The sequence below is a fragment of the Allobosea sp. LjRoot237 genome (genome assembly GCF_964253285.1).
Lineage (GTDB): Bacteria > Pseudomonadota > Alphaproteobacteria > Rhizobiales > Beijerinckiaceae > Allobosea.
This window is the reverse complement of record NZ_CAXUQP020000001.1, coordinates 5,375,867-5,398,507: the sequence shown is the minus strand read 5'-3', so window position 1 is coordinate 5,398,507 and position 22,641 is coordinate 5,375,867. Positions and strand designations below refer to the sequence as shown.

Below are 22,641 nucleotides of genomic sequence, written 5' to 3'. Positions count from 1 at the left end.
GGTTGGGAGGGGGGTATCGCGCCCGCAGTCCGCTCCGCGCCAAGCAAGGCAGATGTCGAGGATGGCATACCCCCCTCTCTAACTCTCCCCCACAAGGGGGGAGAGGACCTGTCGGTGCCAGCTGTCAGGGGCGCGCCTTTCGCCAATGCTATAACCACCATCACGCCGCCCGCTCGCTGACGCCGGCCATCAGCAGGCCGAGATCGCGCTCGTCGGTGGTGGTCGCCTCGCGCTCGCCGGTGATCTGGCCGCCGCAGAGAGCGAGAATCCGGTCGGACAGTGCCATCACCTCCTCGAGCTCGACCGAGACAAGCAGGATCGCGACGCCGGCATCGCGTAGCGCGATCAGGCGGCGATGGATGAACTCGATCGCGCCGATATCGACGCCGCGCGTCGGCTGGCCGACCAGCAGCACCTTCGGCGCCCGCTCGATCTCGCGGGCGAGCACGATCTTCTGCTGGTTACCGCCGGAGAACTTGGCCGTCTTCAGGGTAGGGTCGACCGGCCGGACATCGTAATCCTGCATGCCGGCCCGGGCATGCTGTTCGATCAGCGTCGGCGACAGGAAGGGGCCGCGTCCGAAGGCCGGATCGCCATGGTAGCCGAGGATGGCGTTCTCGGCCGCGGCGAAGGCGGTGACGAGGCCGGTCCTGAGCCGATCTTCCGGGATGTGCATCAGGCCGAGCCGGCGCAGATTGGCCGGGTTGCGGTCGGCGGCGTTGAGGATCTTGCCGCCGAGCCGGATCACGCCGCGGGCCGGCTGGGTCAGCCCGGCGAGCACGTCGAGCAATTCGCTCTGGCCGTTGCCGGCGACGCCGGCGATGCCGACGATTTCGCCTTCGTGCAAAGTCAGGCTGGCGTCCCGCAAGGTCTCGCAGCCGCGCTCGTCGATGACGGAGAGGCCGGCCGCCTCGAGCACCGGAGCGCCGCGTTTGCGCGGCGTCTTCTCGACACGCAGCAGCACGCGCCGGCCGACCATCGCCTCGGCGAGCTCGGCCGGCGAGGTCCTGATCGTCTCGACATGGGCGACCATCTCGCCGCGCCGCATCACCGAGACGCGGTCGGTCACCGCCATGATCTCGCGCAGCTTGTGGGTGATCAGGATCACCGTCTTGCCCTGCGCCTTCAGCGCCCGCAGCAATTCGAAGAGCTGGTCGGCCTCGGCCGGGGTCAGCACCGCGGTCGGCTCGTCGAGGATCAGCACCTCGGCACCGCGATAGAGCGCCTTCAGGATCTCGACGCGCTGCTGCAGGCCGACCGAGAGCGTACCGACGATCGCGTCGGGGTCGATGGCGAGGCCGTATTCCTGCGACAGGCGCGCCAGCTCCGCCCGCGCCTTGCCGATGCCGCGCTTGAGCAGCGCGCCGCCCTCGACGCCGAGCACGATGTTCTCGACCACGCTGAGCGGCTCGACCAGCATGAAATGCTGGTGGACCATGCCGATCCCCGCCGCGATCGCATCCGAGGAGGAGCGGATGCGGCGCGGCTCGCCGCGCACCCGGATCTCTCCGGAATCGGCCTCGTAGAAGCCGTAGAGGATCGACATCAGCGTCGACTTGCCGGCGCCGTTCTCGCCAACGATGCCGTGGATCGAGCCGGCTGCGATGGTGAGCGACACGTCCTTGTTGGCCTTGACCGGGCCGAAGCTCTTGCTGATGCCGATCAGCGCGATGGCCGGGGATATGGCTTCACTCATAGCGACAGCACCATGCCGTCATGGGCGCGCGCTTCCGGCAGTTCCTCCTGATGCGCCAGCATCAGCGGACCCATATGGGTCAGAACGATGCGTTTCGTGCCAAGATCGGCCCTGTGCTCCCGCAGCGTGCCATAGTCGAGATGGTTCGCCAGGACCTGGTCCCAAGTGTAGCACTCGATGAGCAGCACGTCGGCGCCGGCCGAGAGCGGGATCAGCGCGTCCGTCCAGGCGCTGTCGCCGGAGAAGGCGAAGACCTTGCCGCCATGCTGCAGCCGGTAACCCTGGCAGGGGCCGGCGCGCTGGTCATGCTCCATCGGGAAGGCCTCGACCGCGACGCCGGCGAGCGTTGCCGGCGTCTCCGGCGTGACCTCGACATAGGTGATCGGGAAGCGCCAGGCATTGCCCGACGCCCCTGGGAAATCGTTTTCGATCGCCTGCAATGCCCGCTGCTCGACACCTCTCGGTCCGGCGATGGTCAGCGGTTGGGTCCGCCGCGACACAAACTGTGCTTCCAACAGGAAGGCTGGCAGCCCGCCGAAATGATCTCCGTGGAAATGCGTGAACAGCAGCGTCGAGAGTCTGTTGCGCTCGATCCCTGTCTTGTTGAGCGCCACCAAGCTCGAGCCACCGCAGTCGAGCAGCATCTGCTCGCCACCCGCCTCGACATGAAGGCAGGTGTTGAAGCGGCCGCCGGACCCGAAGGCGTCGCCCGAGCCGAGGATCGTGACCTTCATCGCGCCGGCGCGGCGGTACGACCCGTCACATCGTGCACTTGGAATCCGACATGTAGTCGTGGACCTTGACGGTGCCGGCGATGATGTCGGCGCGCGCCTTGTCGGCGGCCGCTTTCATCTCGGGCGTGATCAGCGCCTTGTTGTTGTCGTCGAGGGCCCAGCCGACGCCGTCCTCCTTCAGCCCGAGCACGGAGACGCCCGGCTTCCAGTTACCGTCGCGCGCTTCCTTGAACGAGGTATAGGCGGCGACGTCGACGCGCTTCAGCATCGAGGTCAGCACCTTGCCGGGATGCAGCATGTTCTGGTTTGAATCGACGCCGATGCCGAGCTTGCCGGCGTCGGCTGCCGCGCGCAGCACGCCGATGCCGGTGCCACCGGCAGCGTGGTAGATCACGTCGGCGCCGCGGTCGATCTGCGACTTGGCGAGCTCGCCGCCCTTGACCGGATCGTTCCAGGCGGCCGGGGTCGAGCCGGTCATGTTCTGGAAGATCTCGGCGTCCTTCTTGCCGGCCTTGACGCCCTGGACGTAGCCGCAGGCGAATTTGCGGATCAGCGGGATGTCCATGCCGCCGACAAAGCCGACCTTGCCGCTCTTCGAGGCGAGGCTGGCGATGAGGCCGACGAGATAGGAGGCCTCATGCTCCTTGAACACGACCGACTGCACGTTCGGCAGCTCGACGACCATGTCGATGATCGTGAACTTCAGGTTCGGGAACTCGGTCGCGACCTTCTGCAGCGCGGTCGCCTGCGAGAAGCCGACGGCGATGATCGGCGAATGGCCGTCGCGGGCGAAGCGGCGCAGCGCCTGCTCGATCTGGGCGTCGTTGGTAGGCTCGAAATCGCGGAACTCGACGCCGGTCTCGGTCTTGAACTTCTCGGCTCCGACGAAGACGCCTTCGTTGAAGGATTTGTCGAACTTGCCGCCCTTGTCATAGACGATCGCCGGCTTGATCGCGGTCTGGGCCATGGCCGCCATGGCCGAGAGGGCGACGCCCGCCAGCGCGAGCGCGAGAGATTTCAGTTGCATCGAGCCGTTCCCCTGTCACGCGCGGAATGGTTGCCCCATCCCTGCCTGCGGTCACGATGGCACGGCTTGCCGGCGGGGCCAAGCGGGCTGGAGAGCCCGCTTGGCGATATATGTCATATATGAACAGTCGCTTCAGCCACGCTGGATCGAGACGCCGCCATCGGCGAGGAAGGCCGTGCCGGTAACGAAGCTCGACGCGTCGGAGGCCAAAAAGAGCGCGGCGCGGGCGATCTCCTCCGGCTGCGCCATCCGTTTCAGCGCATGGATGCTCTCGACGAAGGCGGTAATCTCGGGACCGGAAGCCGGATCATTCGTGATGCTCGCCGGCGTGTCGGTGCCACCCGGCAGCAGGGCGTTGACCCGAATGCGCTTGCCGCCGAGCTCGGCCGCGAGCGCCTTCACCAGGCCGATCTGCCCGGCCTTGCTCGCCGCATAGGCCGACATGCAGGCGAGCCCGGCGGTGTAGCCGACGAAGCTCGCGGTGAAGATCAGCGAGCCGCCGCCGCGCGCCTCCAGCGCCGGCGCCTGGTACTTCGCGCCGAGGAAGGCGCTGGTCAGGTTGGTCTCGATCAACTCGCGCCAGCTTCCACTCGCCATCTGCCCGATCGGGCCGAGCTCGCCGACGATGCCGGCATTGTTGAAGCCGATGTCGAGCCCGCCGAAGCGTTCGGTGGCGGTTTCGACCAGCTGCTGCGCCAGCGCCTCCTCGCGAATGTCGCCGGCGACGGCGATCGCCGTGCCGCCGCCCGCGGTGATCTCGTCGACGAGCTGGTCGAGCTCGGCCTGTCGCCGTGCGGTGACGACGAGCCTGGCGCCCTCGGTGGCGAACAGCTTCGCCGCTGCTCGCCCGATGCCGGAGCTCGCCCCGGTCACGATCGCGACCTTGTCCTTCAGTGCCGTCATGTCCCGTTCCTTCGTTCAGACGATGAGGCGCGGGTGATCGCAGGCGGATGGACGGTGCAGACACCCGCTTCCTGTCACGGCATCGCACCCGATTGCTGGCGCAAGCAGATCAGCCTAGCTTGCCGCCATGACGCTGAACGACGCCGAGATTGAGCGCTATGCCCGCCATCTGGTGCTGCCGGAGATCGGCGGCCCCGGCCAGGCGAAGCTCAAGCGCGCCCGGGTTCTGGTGATCGGCGCCGGCGGCTTGGGCGCGCCATTGATCCCCTATCTGGCAGCGGCTGGCGTCGGCACGATCGGCATCGTCGACGACGACCATGTCTCGCTCTCGAATCTGCAGCGGCAGATCATCTTCGGGACGGAGGATATCGGGGCGCGCAAGGTGGTCGCGGCGGCCAACTTCGTCACGCGGCTCAACCCGCGGGTCGAGATCGAGGAATACGTCACGCGGATCGACCCGCACAACGCGCGTGCGCTCGTCGCCTTCTACGATGTCGTCGCAGATGGCTCGGACAATTTCGCGACGCGCTATGCCGTCTCGGACGCCTGTTTCCACGAGAAGAAGCCGCTGGTGACCGCGGCGCTCGGCCGCTTCGACGGCTCGCTGACGACGATAAGGGCGCATGAGACCAGCGCCGACGGGCGGCCCAATCCGACCTATCGCTGCCTGTTCCCGCAGGAGCCGCCGCCCGGCACCGTCGCGCCTTGCGCCGAGGCAGGCGTGCTTGGTGCGCTCGCCGGCGTCATGGGCTCGATGATGGCGCTGGAGGTGATCCGCGCGATCACCGGTTTCGGCGAGCCGCTCGTCGGCAAGCTCCTGCTGGTCGACGCGATGGCGATGCGCTTCGAGACGATGAAATACGGCTGGGATCCGGACAATCCCTTGAACGGCACAGCGGCCGGCGTCGCCGCCTGAGCTATACCGAGGCGCGTTTCGCCTCGATCACGTCCCAGAGCTGCGCCGCCAGATCGGGACCGCCGAGCTTCTTGATGGCGCGCACGCCGGTGGGCGCAGTGACGTTGATCTCGGTCAGCTTGCCGCCGATCACGTCGATGCCGACGAGCAGCAGGCCGCGCTCCCTCAAGGCCGGGCCGATGCGCTCGCAGATATCGAGCTCGCGCTTCGACAGGTCGGTCGGCTTGGCCGCGCCGCCACGCACCATGTTGGCGCGAAGGTCGCCGGCAGCCGGCACGCGGTTGACTGCGCCTGCGGCCTTGCCGTCGATCAGAATGATACGCTTGTCGCCCTCCGAGACCTCCTTCAGAAAGGCCTGGACCACCCAGGGCTCGCGGAAGAGGTTGGAGAACAGGTCGTAGAGCGAGCCAAAATTCGGGTCGCCCTTGCCGGTCTTGAACACGGTCGCGCCGCCATGGCCGTAGAGCGGCTTCATGACGATGTCGCCGAATTCCTCGCGAAAGGCCTCGATCTCGGCGCGGTCGCGCGTGATCAGCGTCGGCGGCATCAGGTCCGGGAAATGCGTGACGAAGAGCTTTTCCGGGGCGTTGCGGACCTCGGTGGGATCGTTGACCACCAGCGTCTTCGGATGGATGCGCTCGAGCATATGCGTCGAGGAGACATAGGCCATGTCGAAGGGCGGATCCTGGCGCAGCAGCACCACGTCCAGCGTCGAGAGGTCGGTGCGCTCGGGCTTGCCGAGCGTATAGTGGTCGCCTTCAACGTCGCGCACCTCGACCGGATTGATCGTGGCCGTGACCTTGCCGTCGCGCAGGGTCAGCTTGTCGGGCGTGTAGGTGAAGAGTCGGTGCCCGCGCGCCTGCGCCTCCAGCATCAGCGAAAAGCCGGTGTCGCCGGCGATGCGGACTTGTCCGATCGGGTCCATCTGGATGGCGACGTTCAGCGGCATGGGCGAAAGCTCCGGTTGCGGCCGTTATATCGGCTGTGGGGCTGCTGAAGCGCAAGGGTTTACGCCCTGCGTCCAGGACAATGGTTTAGAGCGACGTGCGCACCACAAATCCCCTTCCCCCCGCTTGCGGTGGGGAAGGGTTAGGGATGGGGGGCCGGAAAGCAGGGCTGGACCATTCGTCCAGTTCAGTGCCGAGCGGCACAGCCCCCCACCCAACCCTCCCCACCGCAAGCGGGGGGAGGGCTCACCGCCGGCGCAATGGTCCAGCGTCAGAGCACGAGCTCGAACACGCGGGGAACATGGCGAGGTAGCCGCCAGGGCGCGAGGAAGACGGCGTCGGCCCGAAGGTTGCGTTGCATCGCCCAGGGATTGCGCGCCAGCCATTGCCTGATGCGCGCTTCGATCAGCCGGCGCTTGTCCGCCGTGATCGCCATGGCGGCATCGTCGAGCGAGGCGCGCGCCTTGACCTCGACGAAGACGATGTCGTCGCCGCGCACCATGATCAGGTCGATCTCGCCGCCCTTGCCGCCGAAGCGTCGCTGCAGCAGGCGATAGCCCTTGAGGGTGAGGAAAGCGACGGCGAGCCATTCGCTGCGGCGGCCGGCAAGGCCGGAACGGCGCGCGCGCCGGCTGCGCAGTGCCTCGCTCATGGCGTGCGCGTCAGTTCGAGGGCGCGGGCATAGACCACACGGCGCGGCTGGCCGCTGGCGGCCGCGACCTGTGCCACCGCCTCCTTCAGCGAGACTTTTTCGAGTGCCGTACGCAGCGCCTCATCGAGCGAGTCGCCCTGTATCGCCGCGGCGGAGGTGTCGGGCGGGCCGATCAGTACGACGATCTCGCCGCGCGCCTCCTCGGCTTCCGCGTAATGCGCGGCGAGTTCGACCAGCGCGCCGCGCCGGACGTTCTCGTAATACTTGGTCAGCTCGCGGGCGACGGCGCCCTGCCGCCCGCCCAGCACGGTCGCGGCGTCCGCGAGCATCTCGGCCAGGCGCCGCGGCGATTCGAAAAAGACGAGTGTGCCGGGGATGGCGGCAAGCTCGGTGAGGCGGCCTTTCCGCGCCGCGCTCTTCGGCGGCAAAAAACCCTCGAAGAAGAAGCGGTCGGTCGGCAGCCCCGCCAGCACCAGCGCCGCCAGCACGGCCGAGGGTCCGGGGATGCCGGTGACCGGCAGCCCTTCCTCGACCACCTCGGCGACGAGCTTGTATCCGGGATCGGAGACCAGCGGCGTGCCCGCATCCGAGATCAGCGCGAGCTTGCCGCCCTGTCGCAGCCGCGCGAGGATCTTCGGGCGCATCTGCGCCGCGTTGTGCTCGTGATAGGGCAGAAGCGGCGTCGCGATGCCGTAATGCGCCAGCAGTGTCTTGGACGTCCGGGTATCCTCCGCCAGCACGGCATCGGCGGCGGCGAGCGTCGACAGCGCCCGAAAGGAGATGTCCTTCAGATTGCCTATCGGCGTTGCGACGATGTGGAGGCCGGGCGCGAGCGGTTCGGCCTCGGCCCTAAGCCCGAAGGCCGTATAGCTCGGAGCGCGACCTGTGGCGGGCGGGGCGGATACGGGGCCGGACATGGCGGCGAAACTGCCACAGCGATCGGCAAGATGCCACCGCCGGCCCAGCAACCTAGAGTTAACAACTTGAAAATAGCTTCGCTCACTGGCAGGACTTGTTCACGGTTCGGGACAAGACATTCAGCTGGCGCGAGCTTGCCTTGCGTCTCGCCGAGGAGTGGAGACGAAAACCGTGTCGCGTCACTTGAAGCTCCTCGTCCCGCCGAGCCGCCGGCTAATCCTGTTGTCCGGCGTCGGCGCCGCGCTCGCGGCCTGCACCGGCGGCTTCCCCGGCTTCGATAACCCGACCGCGCCCCAGGCGGGCGGCAACACGCCGCCTAGCGGCCCGACCATCGGTACAGGCTCGGTCAAGGTCGGGCTGATCCTGCCGCTGACCGCCGAGGGCTCGGGCGCGACCGTCGGCAATTCGCTCAAGAACGCCGCCGAGATGGCGCTCGCCGAATTCCCCGGCGCCGACCTCACGCTGCTGGTCAAGGATGATCGCGGCACGCCGGAAGGCGCCCAGGCCGCCGCGCAGGAAGCCCTTCGCGAGGGCGCCGAGTTGATCATCGGCCCACTCTTCGCGCCGTCCGTACAGGCCGTCGGTCAGGTCGCACGCGGCGCCGGCCGTCCGGTGATGGCCTTCTCCAGCGACAGCAATGTCGCCTCGCGCGGCGTCTATCTGCTCTCCTTCCCGCCGGAGAACGACGTCAACCGCGTCATCGCCTACGCTTCGGCGCAGGGGCGCAAATCCTTCGCCGCGCTGGTCCCCGAGACCGCCTATGGCAAGGTCGTCGAAGGCGCCTTCCAGCAGGCGGTCGCCAATCACGGCGCCCGCGCCGTCGTGATCGAGCGCTTCGGCTCTGACCAGAACAGCATGCGCGCGGCCGCCACGCGCCTTGTGCCGGCGCTGCAGCAGGCGGATGCGCTGTTTGTGCCGGCCGATGCCGCAGCGATGCCGACCCTCGGCCTCGTCCTGCAGCAGGCCGGCTATGACCCGGCCAAGGTCAAGCCGCTCGGCACCGGCGTCTGGAACGACGCCAATGTCGCGCGCGTCCCGGCGATCCAGGGCGGCTGGTTCGCCTCGCCCGACACCGCCGGCTTCAACGCTTTCTCCGGCCGCTACCAGAAGCGCTTCAACAGCGCGCCGACGCGCACCGCGACGCTGTCCTACGACGCGGTCTCGCTGGCGGCGGCGCTCGCCCGCACCCAGGGCAGCCAGCGCTTCTCCGAAAGCGTGCTGACCAATGCCTCGGGCTTCGCCGGTGCCGACGGGGTCTTCCGCTTCCGCCCTGACGGTCTGAACGAGCGTGGTCTCGCCGTGCTCGAACTGCGCAACGGTCAGATCGTCACCGTCAACGCGGCTCCGCGCGATCTCGGCCCGCGGACGAACTGACGCTGCGACAGGGCGTCATTCTCGGGCGTAGCGAAGCGTAGACCCGAGAAACTCCGGCAGGATGAGGCGCCTTTCAACGGCGCCTTCTCGTCCTGAGATGCTCGGGTCTTCGCCCGAGCACGACGGCAGTGTCACCCGCCGATGTTGAACGCCGCCAGTGCGGCCATGTTGACGATGTCGGAATCCTTGGCGCCGAGCGGCACGATCTGCACGGGCTTGTCGAGCCCGACCAGCAGCGGGCCGATCACGGTGGCGCCGCCGAGTTCCTGCAGCATCTTGGTCGAGATCGAGGCCGAGTGGAACGCCGGCATCACCAGCACGTTCGCCGGCCCGGTCAGGCGGCAGAACGGATACTGCGCCATCAGATCGCGATTGAGCGCGACGTCGGCAGCCATCTCGCCATCATACTCGAAGTCGACGCGCTGGCCGTCGAGGATCGTCACCGCGTCGCGCACCTTTTCCGAACGCTCCCCCGCCGGATGGCCGAAGGTCGAGAAGGCGAGCATCGCGACCTTCGGCTCGTAGCCGAGCCGGCGGGCGACGCCGGCGGCCTCGATCGCGATCTCCGAGAGCTCCTGCGCCGTCGGCATTTCGGTGATCGCGGTGTCGGCGACCAGCACTGTGCGCCCGCGCGTGATCGCGAGCGAGACGCCGATCAGGCGGTGGCCCGGCCGGTCGTCGATGACGCGGCGGACCTCCTCCAGTGCGATCGAGTAGTTGCGGGTGACGCCGGTGACCATCGCATCGGCGTCGCCGAGCGCGACCATGGCGGCGGCGAAATGGTTGCGATCCTGATTGATCAGGCGCTGGCAGTCGCGGAACAGGTAGCCGTGCCGCTGCAGCCGCTCGTAGAGATACTGCGCATAGGCAGAGTTGCGGTGCGAGAGCCTGGCGTTCTGGATCTCGATGCCCTTGGCGGCAAGATCGACGCCGAGATGCTCGGCCGTCTCGTTGATGCGCTCCTCGCGCCCGACCAGGATCGCTTTGCCGAGCTCCTGGTTCACGAAGGAGGTGGCGGCGCGGATGACCTGCTCCTCCTCGCCCTCGGCGAAGACGACGCGCTTGGGGTAGCGCCGGACGCGCTCGAAGATGCGGTTGAGCGCGCCGGTGACCGGGTCGCGCCGGGCCGAGAGCTGGGCCTTGTAGGCGCCGGTATCGACGATCGGCTTGCCAGCGACGCCCGTGTCCATCGCCGCCCTGGCGACCGCCATCGGCACGACATGGATCAGCCGCGGATCGAACGGCACCGGGATGATGTAGTCCTTGCCATAGCGCGGGCGCGCGCCCTGATAGGCGGCAGCGACCTCGTCGGGGACATCCTCGCGCGCCAGCGAGGCCAGCGCCTCGGCCGCGGCGATCTTCATCTCCATGTTGATCGTCGTGGCGCGGACATCGAGCGCGCCGCGGAAGATGAAGGGGAAGCCGAGGACGTTGTTGACCTGGTTCGGATAATCCGAGCGCCCGGTCGCCATGATCGCGTCGTCGCGAATGGCGTGCACCTCTTCTGGCGTGATCTCCGGATCGGGATTGGCCATGGCGAAGATGATCGGGTTCTCCGCCATCGAGGCGACCATCTCGGGGGTCACCGCGCCCTTCTGCGATAGGCCGAAGAAGGCGTCGGCCCCTTCCAGTGCCTGCGCCAGCGTGCGCCGGTCGGTGACCGCCGCATGCGCCGATTTCCACTGGTTCATGCCCTCGGTGCGGCCCTGGTAGATCACGCCCTTGGTGTCGCAGAGGATGACGTTGTCGGGCTTGAAGCCCATCGCCTTGAGCAGTTCGATGCAGGCGATGGCGGCGGCGCCGGCGCCATTGATGACGAGCTTCGTCGACTTGACGTCGCGCTCCGTCAGGTCGAGCGCGTTGATCAGGCCGGCGGCGGCGATGATCGCGGTGCCGTGCTGGTCGTCATGGAAGACCGGGATGTCCATCAATTCGCGCAGGCGCTGCTCGATGATGAAGCATTCCGGCGCCTTGATGTCCTCGAGGTTGATGCCGCCGAAGGACGGGCCGAGATAGCGCACGGCGTCGATGAACTTGTCGGCATCCTCGGTGTCGACCTCGAGGTCGATCGAATCGACATCGGCGAAGCGCTTGAACAGGATCGACTTGCCTTCCATGACCGGCTTGGAGGCGAGCGCGCCGAGATTGCCGAGGCCGAGGATGGCGGTACCGTTCGTGATCACCGCGACGAGATTGGCGCGGGCGGTGTAGTCATAGGCGCGGCTGGGGTCCTCGGCGATCGCCAGGACCGGCACCGCGACACCGGGCGAATAGGCTAGCGACAGGTCTCGCTGCGTCGCCATCGGCACGGTTGGAATGATCTCGAGCTTGCCTGGCCGCCCCTGCGAGTGGAAGAGCAGCGCCTCCTGGTCGGTGAAGGTCGGACGGGTGCGCTTGGGCGGCGGGGAGCGATCGTTCATGCGCTTGTTCTTTTTCAAAGGCGTTTCCTCGGGGGAGCCGACCATAGGGTAGCGCCGCTTTCCTCGACAAGGCGCGATTGTGCGACAGCACCTTTCCTGTGGCGGCAGGGATAGGGGCGGTGCCGAAAGCGTCAGAGGCCGGCGCGCATGCGTGCGACGCTGTCGCCAACATAGCGGTCGAGCTCGACCGCCTGCTCGCTGACCAGGCGCGCAGCCTCGACGACACGGGCGGCGGCCTCGCCAGTGGCGCGGGCCTCGTCCCCGGCTCCGGCGACGTTCTCGGTGACGGTGGCGGCCGAGCCTGCCACGGCCTGGGCGTCGAGGGCGATACCCGAGGCGATGGTGCCCTGGCTGGTGACGACCAGCGCGATCGCGCCCGATGTCGTCTCGATTGTCTCCATCGTGCCTTCGATCTGCGCGACGGCATTGGCGACGGCGGCAGCGGCGCCCCGAATCTCCTGTAGCGTGGCGCCGATGTCCTGCGTCGCCTTCTGGGTCTGCTCGGCGAGGTTCTTGACCTCGCCGGCGACGACCGCGAAACCGCGCCCGGCAACCCCAGCGCGTGCTGCCTCGATCGTCGCGTTGAGCGCGAGCAGATTGGTGCGCACCGCGATGTCCTCGATGAAGGCGAGCACGGCACCGACCTTGTCGGCGGCGACGGCGAGCCCGTTGACGTCGGTTCTGGTCGAGCGGACATGCTTCGCCGCCTGCAGGGCGGTCTCGGCGGCGAGATCGGTCTGGCGCGTCAGCTCGCGGATCGAGGCGTCGATCCGCTCGGCCGCGTGGGCGACGCTGCCGACGCGCTGCGAGGCGAGCTCCGCCTGTTGCGTCGCCTCGCCGGCCCGCAAGGTGGTACGGTCGGCGTTCGCCGCCATGCCGCGCGCCGCCTCGTGCATGCCGCGCGCCGAATCGCCGACCTGGCGCAAGGCCTTGCCGACTGTCACTTCGAGATTTGCGGCCAGCTCCTCGAGCGCCGCGCGGCGCAAGGTCTCAATCTCGTCCCGGCGGGTCTCCAGTGTCTTCTCGGGCGTGACGTCGAGCAGGATGCCGTCCCAGATCGCCGTGCCGTCGGACAGGCGTCGCATCGTCGCCTCGCTGCGCAGCCAGACGATACCGCCATCGGGCGCGGCATAGCGCGCCTCGAAGCGCCAGAGATCGTCGGTCGGTTGCCGCGCTGAGCGCGCGGCCTCGAAGCGCTCGCGATCTTCCGGCAGCATCTTGCCGAGCCAGGCCTCCGGATCGCGCTCGACCTCCTCCTTGGTCACCCCCAGGAGTTTGTCGATGGCAAAGGATGCGAACTGGTAGCGTAGCGAACCATCGGGTGACACGACACGCTGATAGAGGGTGCCGGGTGCGCGCTGGATCAGCGTGCGCAGGCGATAGGACGTCTCGCGCCGGTCGCGGTCGTTGCCGAGGACGAGCCCGACCAGGACGGTGCCGATCGTGCTGACCACGATCATGATCGGCACAGCTTCGCTGAGGAAGCGCTCGGCTGCAGCCCAGGTCGGCATGAAGATGTTCGAGGCGATCAGGCAGCCGGCGCTGATCAGGCTGAGAAGGACGAGGTCGCGCAGCGTCAGCGAGCGCTTCTGCCGGCCGAGCCAGGCGGCGTAGATCACGCCGGCAACGGCGTGCAGGACGATTCCGGCGATCCCGGTCGGCATCCCGACGCCACCCAGATTGTAGCGTGCAGCGGCGAGGGGGACGGCCGTCAGCAGCGCGGCGAGCGGCCCGCCGATCGGGCCGGCCAGGATGGCGAAGGTGTTGCGCGAATCGACGACCAGCCCCGGCTGGATCACGAAGGGATTGGCCATGCTGCAGAGGGCGCCAGCCGCGAAAAGGGCGCCGACGGCGAGCTGGCGCAGCAGCGGACGCTGATCGATCCACGTGGCGGCCGCTGTCAGTATGAGGGCCGCCAGGAGCAGGAAAGAAAGGCTCTCGATCAGGTTGATGAACAGCGACATGACGGGCCCTTGGCCGGAAACGGCCCGATGAGGCTGCTTTAATTTGTTGAAAGCCATCCTAACGGATGGCCTTGCCGGCGCGATTTGCTAGCGTGCCGGCCCCATGCGCCACACCACACCAAGCGATGTTGCGGAAGCCCGCCCCGCCGGCGCGGCCGATCCCGGCCGCGTCACGCCGATGATGGCGCAGTACGTCGAGATCAAGGCTAATAATCCCGATTGCCTGCTGTTCTACCGGATGGGCGATTTCTACGAATTGTTCTTCCAGGACGCCGAGATCGCCTCGCGCACGCTCGGTATCGTGCTGACCAAGCGCGGCAAGCATCTCGGCGAGGACATCGCGATGTGCGGCGTGCCGGTCGAGCGTGCCGACGACTACCTGCAGAAGCTGATCGCCGCCGGCCATCGCGTCGCCGTCTGCGAGCAGACCGAGGATCCGGCGGAAGCCAGGAAGCGCGGCGCCAAGTCGGTGGTGAAGCGCGACGTCGTCCGGCTCGTCACGCCGGGCACCATCACCGAGGAGCGCCTGCTCGATCCCGGCAGGGCGAGCCTGCTCGTCGCGGTGGCGCGGCGCCGGCTCTCCGACGAGGTCTATGCCTACGGCATCGCTGCCGTCGACATCTCGACCGGTCGCTTCGCCGTGCTGGAAACCGACCAGCGCGGGCTCGCCGTCGAGCTCGCCCGTCTGGAGCCGCGCGAGATCGTCTGTCCCGACGCGATCCATGACGATCTCGAGCTGAAGGAATTCTGGAGCGACGTCGCAGCTCCGGTGACGCCGCTGGCACGCGAAGGGCTCGACCCGGCCTCCGGCGAGCGCCGGCTGAAGGAGTTCTTCGGCGTCGCCACGCTCGACGCCTTCGGCGCCTTCACCCGCGCCGAGATTGCCGCCGCTGCTGCCGCGCTGGCCTATGTCGAGCGAACCCAGCTCGGCGCCCGCCCACCTCTGTCGCCGCCCGTCCGCGAGGGGCAGAGCGCGACCATGCTGATCGACGCGGCGACGCGCGCCAATCTCGAACTGACCCGCACCCTCGCCGGCGAACGCTCGGGCAGCCTGCTCGCCACGATCGACCGGACGGAGACGCCGGGCGGCAGCCGCCTGCTCGCCGAACGCTTGGCTGGGCCGCTCACCGATCCGATTGCGATCGGCAAGCGGCACGATGCCGTCACGTTCCTGGTCGAGATGCCGTCCTTGCGGGAGGCGCTGCGGCGCGATCTCTCCCGCGTGCCTGACATCGCCCGGGCGCTGGCGCGGCTCTCGCTCGACCGCGGCGGCCCCCGCGATCTCGCTGCGCTCGGCGCCGGGCTGGAGGCGGGGCGTGGCGTCGCGGCGGCGCTGCTGCGCCAGGGCGATCTGCCCGACGAACTGCGCGAGGCGGCGCTCGCGCTCGGCCGCACCGACCCCGACCTGGCCACGCGTCTGTCCGCCACGCTCGCCGACGAGTTGCCACTTTTGAAGCGCGACGGCCGTTTCGTGCGCGAGGGCTTCGATGCAGCGCTCGACGAACTCCGGCTGCTTCAGGTCGATTCGCGCAAGGTGATCGCGCAATTGCAGGCGCGCTACGCCGCCGAGACCGACTGCCGGACGCTGCGCATCAAGCACAATTCGATGATCGGCTATTTCGTCGAGGTGCCGCAGGCTATCGGCGAGACCTTCCTGAGGGAGCCCTGGCGCGCGGTCTTCGTGCATCGCCAGACCATGTCGGACGCGATGCGCTTCTCCTCGGTCGAGCTCGGCGAGCTCGAGGCCAAGATCGCCTCCGCCGCCGACCGGGCGCTGAAGCTCGAACTCTCGGTCTTCGCCGCGCTGACGGAGGCTGTCCTCGCTCAGGCCGAGCCGATCAAGGCAGCAGCGCAGGCGCTCGCAGTGATCGATGTCGCGGCCGCCCTCGCCGAGCTCGCCGTCGATGGCGGCTGGACGCGTCCCATCATCGATGACAGTGCCGCCTTCACGATCAAGGCCGGCCGGCACCCGGTGGTCGAGGCGGCGCTGAAGCGGCAGGGCCAGCCTTTCGTCGCCAATGACAGCGAATTGTCCGCCACCGCACAAGGCCGGGACGGCCGCATCTGCCTGATCACCGGCCCGAACATGGCGGGTAAGTCGACCTTCCTGCGCCAGAACGCCCTGATCGCGGTGCTGGCCCAGATGGGCTCCTTCGTGCCGGCTGGGAGCGCCCATATCGGCGTGGTCGACCGGCTGTTCTCGCGCGTCGGTGCAGCCGACGACCTGGCGCGCGGCCGCTCGACCTTCATGGTCGAGATGGTCGAGACCGCCGCGATCCTCAACCAGGCCGGACCGCGGGCGCTCGTCATCCTCGACGAGATCGGCCGCGGCACGGCGACATTCGACGGGCTTTCGATCGCCTGGGCCGCGATCGAGCATCTGCACGAGGCCAATCGCTGCCGGGCCCTGTTCGCGACGCATTATCACGAGCTGACGGCGCTGGCGGAGCGGCTCGACCGCGTCGTCAACGCCACCGTGCGCGTCACCGAATGGAATGGCGAGGTCATCTTCCTGCACGAGGTCGTGCCCGGCGCGGCTGACCGCTCCTATGGCATCCAGGTCGCCAAGCTTGCCGGCCTGCCGCCGGCCGTGGTCGAGCGGGCGCGTGCCATCCTCTCCGAGCTGGAGAAGAGCGAGCGCGAGAAGCCGGTCGCGGCCCTCGTCGACGACCTCCCGCTCTTCGCCGTGCAGGTGCGGCGTCCGGCGCCGGCTGCCGTACAAGCTTCTGAACCCGATAAGCTACGGGAGGAACTTGGCGCACTCGACCCCGACGAGATGACGCCGCGCGAGGCGCTGGACGCGCTCTACAAGCTCAAGCGGCTGAACTGAGGCGTCGCTTGATCCCCTCCGCCGCTGCCACGCCGGTCGCAAAGCAGGCCTGCAGCAGATAGCCGCCGGTCGGTGCCTCCCAGTCGAGCATCTCGCCGGCGACGAAGACACCGGGCAGGCGTTTCAGCATGAAGTCCCGATCGATTTCCTCGGCGGGGATGCCGCCAGCGGTCGAGATGGCGCGGGCGATCAAGGCCATGCCGGTCAATCGTACAGGAGCCGCCTTGATCAGTCCGGCGAGCGCATTCGGCTCGGCCGGCAACGACCCGTTCGTCGCCTCGCGCAGCACGGCTGCTGCCGCCGGCGACAGTCCGGCCGCCTTGCGCAGATGATTGCTCATCGTCTCGCCAGGGCGGCGCTTGGCCAGCCGGATCGCGAGTTCGGCCTCGCTCAGGTCGGGGCGCAGGTCGATGGCGAGCGTCGCCTCGCCCTCAAGGGCGATCGTCTCGCGCAACGGACCGGACAAGGCGTAGATCGCTCCGCCCTCGATGCCTCCAGCGTCGATCATCGCTTCGCCGAGGACGCGCTGCCCCGCGAAACTCAGCGCGATGCGCTTCAGCGGCTGCCCGGCGAAGCGCTCGCGCATCAGAGGCGACCAGGCGACCGAGAAACCGGCATTGGCGGGGCGCAGCGGCGCGATCGCGACGCCCTTCTCGGTGAGCAACTTGACCCAGGAGCCATCCGAGCCGAGCCGCGGCCAGCTCGCGCCGCCGAGCGCCAGCAACGTCGCTCGCGCCCTCACGATCTCCTCGCCGTCGTCTCGGGGCGCAAAACGCAGCGCGCCGCTCCCGTCCCAGCCGGTCCAGAGCCGCCCTGGATGCAGTTGCACGCCGAGCCCGTCGAGTCGCGCCAGCCAGGCGCGCAGCAGTGGCGAGGCCTTCATCGCCCTCGGGAAGATGCGCCCGCTCGAACCAATGAAGCTCTCTGCCCCCAGCCCATCGGCCCAGTCGCGCAGCGCCTGTGGCGGAAAGGCGCGGATCGCCGGTTCGAGCCAGCCGCGAGCCTCGCCATAGCGGTCGAGAAGGGCGTCGAGCGGCTCGGAATGCGTCAGGTTGAGTCCGCCGCGGCCGGCGAGCAGGAATTTTCGCGCCGGCGAGGCCATCCGTTCGTAGATCGCGACGCGGTGGCCGGCCGCAGCCAACCGCTCGGCCGCGATCAATCCGGCCGGGCCGGCGCCGATGATGGCGATGTCGGGGTCGCTCAATTGCCGAACACGGTGTTGAGCTGGCTGCCGACCATGATGAAGGTGGTGCGCTTCGGCATCTCCTTCAGCCTGACGGCGCCGATATAGGTCATTGCCGAGCGCACCCCGCCCATGATCTCCTGCATCGTGCCCTCGACCGGGCCGCGATAGGGCACCTCGACGGTCTTGCCCTCGGAGGCCCGGTATTTGGCGACGCCGCCGGAATACCGCTTCATCGCCGTGTTGGAGGACATGCCGTAGAAGACCATCGCGACCGGCACGGTCTCGCCGTCACGGGTCTCGTAGCGGATCTCGCCCTCGCATTCGTCGTGGCCGGCGAGCATGCCGCCCATCATCACGAAATCGGAACCGCCGCCATAGGCCTTGGCGACGTCGCCCGGCACGGTCAGCCCGCCATCGCCGCAGACCAGTCCTTTCAGGCCATGCGCTGCGTCGGCGCATTCGATGATCGCCGAGAGCTGCGGATAGCCGACGCCGGTCATCTTGCGGGTGGTGCAGACCGAGCCTGGGCCGATGCCGACCTTGACGATGTCGGCGCCGGCCAGGATCAGCGCTTCCGTCATATCGCCGGTGACGACGTTGCCGGCCATGATCGCGGCGTTCGGGAAGGCGTCGCGGGTCGCCTTGACCGTGTCGACGAACTTCTCGGTGTAGCCATTGGCGACGTCGAGGCAGATCTTGTCGATCGGCGCCTTGGCGTGGACGGCCTTGAGCTTGTCGTGGTCGGAATCGGTGGTGCCCAGCGAATAGAAGGCGTTGGCGGAACCTTCCTCCTTGAAGAAGGCGATCAATTCGTCGGCGTCGTAATGCTTGTGCAGCGCGACCATGGCGCCGTGCTTCAGCAAGGCACGCGCCATCGCCATGGTGCCGACCACGTCCATATTCGCGGCGATCAGCGGGAAGCCGGACCATTCGCGCCCGGTATGCGCGAAGCGGAAGCTCCGGTTGACGTCGACTTCGGCGCGACTGCCGAGCGTCGAGCGCTTCGGCCGGATCAGCACGTCGCGGAAGTCGAGCTTCGGATCGTTCTCGATGCGCATGGCGAAAGCTCCGGCGGCTGGCGCAGACGGTGAAAAGGCGCACGCGGCTTGAGGGAGCGTGCCGGGATTCATAGCCGCTCGTAGCCCCCGGAGGCAATGCGCCGGTGCGCCTAGAGTTCCGGAAATGAAACTTTAGCAGGCTCTAAAGTTTTCTCTGGACAGCCCACCTGCACTACGATACTTAAGCGCATGCTTCACCAACCAGAGCAGCTCGACCTGATGTTCCAGGCACTGGCGGATCCGAACCGTCGGCAGATGGTGCAACGGCTCTGTGAGGGGCCGGCGAGCGTCAGCGAGCTGGCCCAGCCGCTGCAGATGACACTGTCGGCTGTGGTGCAGCATCTCGCAGTGCTGGAAGGGGCGGGGCTGGTGCGGTCGCAGAAGATCGGGCGGGTTCGCACCTGCCAGCTCGACACGCAGGCGCTACGGGCGGCGGAGCGCTGGATCAGCGAGCGCCGCTCCCTCTGGGAGCGGCGTTTCGACCGCCTCGGCGCTTTCCTCGCCGAGCAGGACCAGGATTCGAAAGAGGGAGACGGAGCATGACCGAACGGACCGTCGTCCATGCCGATTTCGCCATCGAGCGTCACTACGATGCGAGCCCGGCGCGTGTCTTCGCCGCCTTCGCCGATCCCGCCGCGAAAAGGCGCTGGTCGACCTGCCATGACGAGGGTGGGCACGGCGAGCATAGTCTCGATTTCCGCGAGGGCGGCTCCGAGACGATGCGCGGTGCGCCGACGCCGGATGGCGTCTATGCGATGCGCGCGATCTTCCACGAGATCGTGCCGCGTGAGCGCATCGTCTATTCCTACGAGATGCTGCGCGACGACATCCGCCTCTCGGTTTCGCTGGTGACGCTGGAGTTCCACGGCGAGAGCGCCGGCACCCGCCTCGCCTTCACCGAACAGGCGGTCTTCCTCGACGGCCACGACACTCCGCAGGCGCGCGAGCAGGGCACCGGCATCGGCTTCGACCGGCTCGCGCAGGAACTGGCGCGGGAAGCCGCCCCCGCCTGAGTGCCAATCAGATCGGCTTTTTCAACCCGTGCCGATCCGACCGCAGGAGGGACCAGCCATGTCTTTGACGCTCTACTTCCACCCGCTCTCCTGCCACTGCCAGAAAGCGCTGATCGCGCTCGACGAGAACAACACGTGCGACGGAGCACCTGCCGATCCATTCAGCCGCAGTTCATCCTCGGCCGGCTAACCGGCATGGTGGCGCAGCTTGACCGGGAACACCCGGCGAGTCGCGCCTCCGATTTCACGATCCGGGGGGATCTTTCGGCTGTGCTCAAGGCCGTCGACCAACATATCCAGGCCGCCGGCCCGCCATCCGATTGGCAGGTCGCCAAGAGCTTTGCGCGCCTGACCGGCGGCTTCTGGCGCGGCGGCACCGCTGGCCGGGCCTGGTTCTGGTCGCTCGCTTTGGCGAGTGCGATCATCCTCTCCGTCTTCGCCAACGTCACCGTCAACCGCTGGAACGGCTGGTTCTTCGACGCGCTCGAGAAGAAGGACGGCGAAAGCGCGCTGATCGCCATGGCGGTCTTCCCGGTGCTGGTGCTGATCGCCGCGGGCCTCGGCGTCATCATCCTGATCTCGCGCGAGACCTTCCAGGTCCATTGGCGCGCCCATGTCACCGCCAAGCTCGCCGATCGCTGGATTGGCGAGCGTCGCTTCTACCGGCTCGGCCTCTCCGGCTACGAGCCGGCCAATCCGGAATACCGCATCGCCGACGATGTCCGCTGGGCGACCGAGCCGGTGGTCGACTTTGCCATCGGCCTGCTCTCGGCGGTCATCACCGCAATCACCTTCATCGGCATCCTCTGGTCGATCGGCGGCTCGCTCAGCGTCGAGGCCCACGGCGTTCCCTTCGAGATACCCGCCTATATGGTGCTGGCCGCGATCGTCTATGCCGTCCTGGTCTCCGGCCTGATCACCTGGGTCGGTCGGCCGCTGCCGCGCCTGATCGCCGCCCGCAACGAGGGCGAGGCGCGCCTGCGCTTCGCGCTGATGCGCATCCGCGACCATGGCGAGACCATCGCGCTCTCGCGCGCCGAGGTGGGCGAACGCCGTGCCGTCGCCGCGACCTACGACACGCTGGTCACGCGCTGGCTCGCCATGATCCGCCAGCGCGGCCGATTGACCTGGATCACCAATGGCAGCGGTGCCCTGGTTCCGGTCGTGCCGCTCCTGCTGGCGGCGCCAAAATACCTCTCCGGCGAGATGTCGCTCGGCGATGTCGTCCAGGTCGCCGCCGCCTTCGTCGCGGTCCAGAACGCCTTCAACTGGGTGCTCGACAACTTCATGCGCATCGCCGAGTGGCTGGCTTCGGCGCGGCGCGTCAACGAGCTCGCCATCGCGCTGGGCGCGATCGAGGCTGGCTCAGCGGAAAGCGATATCGTCGTCCTGCCGAGCGAAGAAGGCGGCCTACGGCTGGAGGATCTGACTCTGACCGACCGCGACGGCCGCACGCTGCTCGCCGATTTCGGCCTGGCGCTGCCGACCGGTGCGACGATCCATGTCGCCGGCGAGATGGGCCACGGCAAGACCGCCCTGATCCAGGCCGTCGCGGGTCTCTGGCCCTGGGGCCGCGGTTCGGTGGCGCTACCGGACGAGGCGCGTATCGCGGTGCTGCCGCAGCATCTGCACCTCTCGGAAGGCAGCCTGCGGGCCGCGCTCGATCCGATCGGCGGCCATAGTGCCGAACAGGCCGGCGAGGTGCTGCGGCGTTACGGTCTTTCAGGCCTCGTGCCCCAGATCGATCTGTCGCGCGACTGGGACAAGGCGCTCACCACCGGCGACCGCCAGCGCCTCGCCCTGGCGCGCGCCGAGCTGGCCGAGCCCGACATCCTCGTCCTCGACGAAGCCACGAGCGGGCTCGAGACCGAGGCTGCGTTGGAGCTGCTGGCGCGGTTGAGGGCCGCCCGGCCGAATGCGATCATGTTGCTGATCGGTCAGAGCCCCGGCTTTGCCGAGGCCGCCGACCGCCATCTCACCATGCGCCGGGCCGGAGGCGTCGCACGCATCGCTTCTATCGATGGCGCGCGCCCAACAGTGCTCGCCGAAGCCGGCGGCGGCTGAGGTCCAGGCGCAGTCTGGGATTCATTCATTCAGCGCCGGGTAGACCGGCCCTTCCAAAACGGAGCTTCGCCATGCTGAACATCTGGGACGTCTATTGGGGCCTGCGCGTCGAGCAGTGCCCCTGCGACGTGCATTTCGTCGAATGGCTCGAGGAGCAGGGCCTGACCGGCAAGCGCATCTATCATTTCGGCACCGGCGGTCACCATTATGTCGGCATTCGCTGCGCCGAGCCGGAGTTCGACAACACGGTGCTCGGCATCACCGCCTCGCCGAAGGAATACGACGCCTTCGTCAAGCTCGCGATCGACAACCCGACGATCACCAAGACCTACAGCGCCTATTTCGGCGACATCTACACCAGCAACGCCAAGCTGCTGCCGCGCTTCGACGTCGTCACGCTCTTCCATTCCTGCGAGTTCCGCACCGAGAAGAATGACGCCTATGGCGCGCTTACTGACCTCGAGGTGATGCAGCTCTTCGCCGACCAGACCGATACCGGCGGCTACATTCTCTTCTACACCGGCTCCTTCGCCTACGAGGCGGCCAAGCCGATCATCGCGGACTGGGCCAACTCCCGCTCGGTCGAGGAGATCGGCGAATTCAAGACGCTCCGCATCTTCCGCAAGACCGCCTGAGGCGATTGCGCCGACTGCCGATCGGCGCTAGCTCTCACCGTCGAGCCACACGAACCAAGGAGGGCTGCGTGATTACGTTCTTTCGTCACCATCGTCAGCGCGGCCCCGTTCAGGCCCTGCAAGCCGGCTTGCAGGGCTGACCGCACAAGTGATCCCTACGGTTCTCTTCCAGGTCTGCCCGTCATGAGGGCGTAGTGTCTTCGAGCCCAAGGCTCGGATGGCTGCGTCCTGTTCCACTCAACGAGCCGTAAGGCGTCCGCATTCGTGAAGCTCCGGGGAGACCCGGCCGAATGGCGGCGCACGG

Annotated in this window: 19 protein-coding genes; 8 read left to right on the top strand and 11 right to left on the bottom strand. The window is 67.9% G+C overall.

All coding sequences use genetic code 11. The features are described 5' to 3' along the window. Nucleotides 1-160 precede the first annotated feature (160 nt). The 4 genes from ACSQ24_RS26170 to ACSQ24_RS26155 form a co-directional block, all read right to left on the bottom strand. Nucleotides 161-1,696, bottom strand: a complete 1,536-nt coding sequence (locus tag ACSQ24_RS26170; protein WP_436097517.1) for an ABC transporter ATP-binding protein — start codon at nt 1,694-1,696, stop codon at nt 161-163. Next, complete coding sequence (locus tag ACSQ24_RS26165; RefSeq protein ID WP_436097516.1) at nt 1,693-2,430, bottom strand: MBL fold metallo-hydrolase; 738 nt, start codon at nt 2,428-2,430, stop codon at nt 1,693-1,695. Before ACSQ24_RS26165 ends, ACSQ24_RS26170 begins: the two co-directional genes overlap by 4 nt. 25 nt (nt 2,431-2,455) lie before the next feature. Next, nucleotides 2,456-3,457 (bottom strand): BMP family lipoprotein, encoded by a 1,002-nt coding sequence (locus ACSQ24_RS26160; protein WP_436097515.1) that lies wholly within the window; start codon nt 3,455-3,457, stop codon nt 2,456-2,458. 132 nt (nt 3,458-3,589) lie between these two features. Beyond that, a complete protein-coding gene (locus ACSQ24_RS26155) occupies nt 3,590-4,360 on the bottom strand; it encodes an SDR family oxidoreductase (RefSeq protein WP_436097514.1) in 771 nt (256 codons plus the stop codon). Between the two features lie 127 nt (nt 4,361-4,487). On the opposite strand from ACSQ24_RS26155, the gene ACSQ24_RS26150 reads away from it, so the two are divergent. Next, entirely contained in the window at nt 4,488-5,276 is a 789-nt protein-coding gene (locus ACSQ24_RS26150) for a HesA/MoeB/ThiF family protein (protein ID WP_436097513.1), read from the top strand. A 1-nt stretch (nt 5,277) separates the two neighbouring features. Here the strand turns inward: ACSQ24_RS26150 and gshB are convergent, their stop codons facing one another. From gshB to rsmI, 3 genes are all read right to left on the bottom strand, one after another. Next, nucleotides 5,278-6,225: a glutathione synthase gene (gene gshB, locus ACSQ24_RS26145; protein WP_436097512.1), complete on the bottom strand. Its 948-nt coding sequence runs from the start codon at nt 6,223-6,225 to the stop codon at nt 5,278-5,280. 269 nt (nt 6,226-6,494) lie between these two features. Beyond that, nucleotides 6,495-6,875 carry a YraN family protein gene (locus ACSQ24_RS26140; protein ID WP_436097511.1) on the bottom strand — a complete coding sequence of 127 codons (381 nt, stop codon included), beginning with the start codon at nt 6,873-6,875 and terminating at the stop codon, nt 6,495-6,497. After that, on the bottom strand, nt 6,872-7,792 hold the full coding sequence (rsmI, locus tag ACSQ24_RS26135) for a 16S rRNA (cytidine(1402)-2'-O)-methyltransferase (protein WP_436097510.1): 921 nt from the start codon (nt 7,790-7,792) through the stop codon (nt 6,872-6,874). The genes ACSQ24_RS26140 and rsmI overlap by 4 nt, the downstream gene beginning before the upstream one ends. Before the next feature lie 172 nt (nt 7,793-7,964). On the opposite strand from rsmI, the gene ACSQ24_RS26130 reads away from it, so the two are divergent. After that, nucleotides 7,965-9,167, top strand: coding sequence for a penicillin-binding protein activator (locus ACSQ24_RS26130; RefSeq protein ID WP_436097509.1), 1,203 nt, complete (start codon nt 7,965-7,967; stop codon nt 9,165-9,167). A gap of 131 nt (nt 9,168-9,298) precedes the next feature. Here ACSQ24_RS26130 and ACSQ24_RS26125 read toward each other — a convergent pair whose 3' ends face one another. Together ACSQ24_RS26125 and ACSQ24_RS26120 are read right to left on the bottom strand one after the other, a co-directional pair. Next, nucleotides 9,299-11,587 (bottom strand): NADP-dependent malic enzyme, encoded by a 2,289-nt coding sequence (locus ACSQ24_RS26125; RefSeq protein ID WP_436097508.1) that lies wholly within the window; start codon nt 11,585-11,587, stop codon nt 9,299-9,301. 131 nt (nt 11,588-11,718) lie between these two features. Continuing rightward, complete coding sequence (locus tag ACSQ24_RS26120; RefSeq protein WP_436097507.1) at nt 11,719-13,551, bottom strand: methyl-accepting chemotaxis protein; 1,833 nt, start codon at nt 13,549-13,551, stop codon at nt 11,719-11,721. Between the two features lie 103 nt (nt 13,552-13,654). On the opposite strand from ACSQ24_RS26120, the gene mutS reads away from it, so the two are divergent. Further along, nucleotides 13,655-16,381, top strand: coding sequence for a DNA mismatch repair protein MutS (mutS, locus tag ACSQ24_RS26115; RefSeq protein ID WP_436097506.1), 2,727 nt, complete (start codon nt 13,655-13,657; stop codon nt 16,379-16,381). Here the strand turns inward: mutS and ACSQ24_RS26110 are convergent. Continuing rightward, nucleotides 16,365-17,585: an NAD(P)/FAD-dependent oxidoreductase gene (locus tag ACSQ24_RS26110; protein WP_436097505.1), complete on the bottom strand. Its 1,221-nt coding sequence runs from the start codon at nt 17,583-17,585 to the stop codon at nt 16,365-16,367. The genes mutS and ACSQ24_RS26110 overlap by 17 nt on opposite strands. Then, on the bottom strand, nt 17,582-18,625 hold the full coding sequence (locus ACSQ24_RS26105; protein ID WP_436097504.1) for a GMP reductase: 1,044 nt from the start codon (nt 18,623-18,625) through the stop codon (nt 17,582-17,584). The genes ACSQ24_RS26110 and ACSQ24_RS26105 overlap by 4 nt, the downstream gene beginning before the upstream one ends. Nucleotides 18,626-18,814: 189 nt before the next feature. On the opposite strand from ACSQ24_RS26105, the gene ACSQ24_RS26100 reads away from it, so the two are divergent. The 5 genes from ACSQ24_RS26100 to ACSQ24_RS26080 all read left to right on the top strand — a co-directional run bounded on the left by ACSQ24_RS26100 (nt 18,815) and on the right by ACSQ24_RS26080 (nt 22,337). Then, the gene (locus ACSQ24_RS26100; protein WP_436097503.1) at nt 18,815-19,168 is read left to right on the top strand and encodes an ArsR/SmtB family transcription factor; all 354 of its coding nucleotides are present in this window, start codon (nt 18,815-18,817) and stop codon (nt 19,166-19,168) included. Continuing rightward, nucleotides 19,165-19,638 (top strand): SRPBCC family protein, encoded by a 474-nt coding sequence (locus ACSQ24_RS26095; RefSeq protein ID WP_436097502.1) that lies wholly within the window; start codon nt 19,165-19,167, stop codon nt 19,636-19,638. The genes ACSQ24_RS26100 and ACSQ24_RS26095 overlap by 4 nt, the downstream gene beginning before the upstream one ends. Before the next feature lie 58 nt (nt 19,639-19,696). Continuing rightward, nucleotides 19,697-19,828, top strand: coding sequence for a hypothetical protein (locus tag ACSQ24_RS26090; RefSeq protein WP_436097501.1), 132 nt, complete (start codon nt 19,697-19,699; stop codon nt 19,826-19,828). A gap of 80 nt (nt 19,829-19,908) precedes the next feature. Then, complete coding sequence (locus ACSQ24_RS26085; RefSeq protein WP_436097500.1) at nt 19,909-21,702, top strand: ABC transporter ATP-binding protein/permease; 1,794 nt, start codon at nt 19,909-19,911, stop codon at nt 21,700-21,702. Nucleotides 21,703-21,773: 71 nt separating this feature from the next. Next, on the top strand, nt 21,774-22,337 hold the full coding sequence (locus tag ACSQ24_RS26080) for a hypothetical protein (protein ID WP_436097499.1): 564 nt from the start codon (nt 21,774-21,776) through the stop codon (nt 22,335-22,337). Nucleotides 22,338-22,641 lie beyond the last annotated feature (304 nt).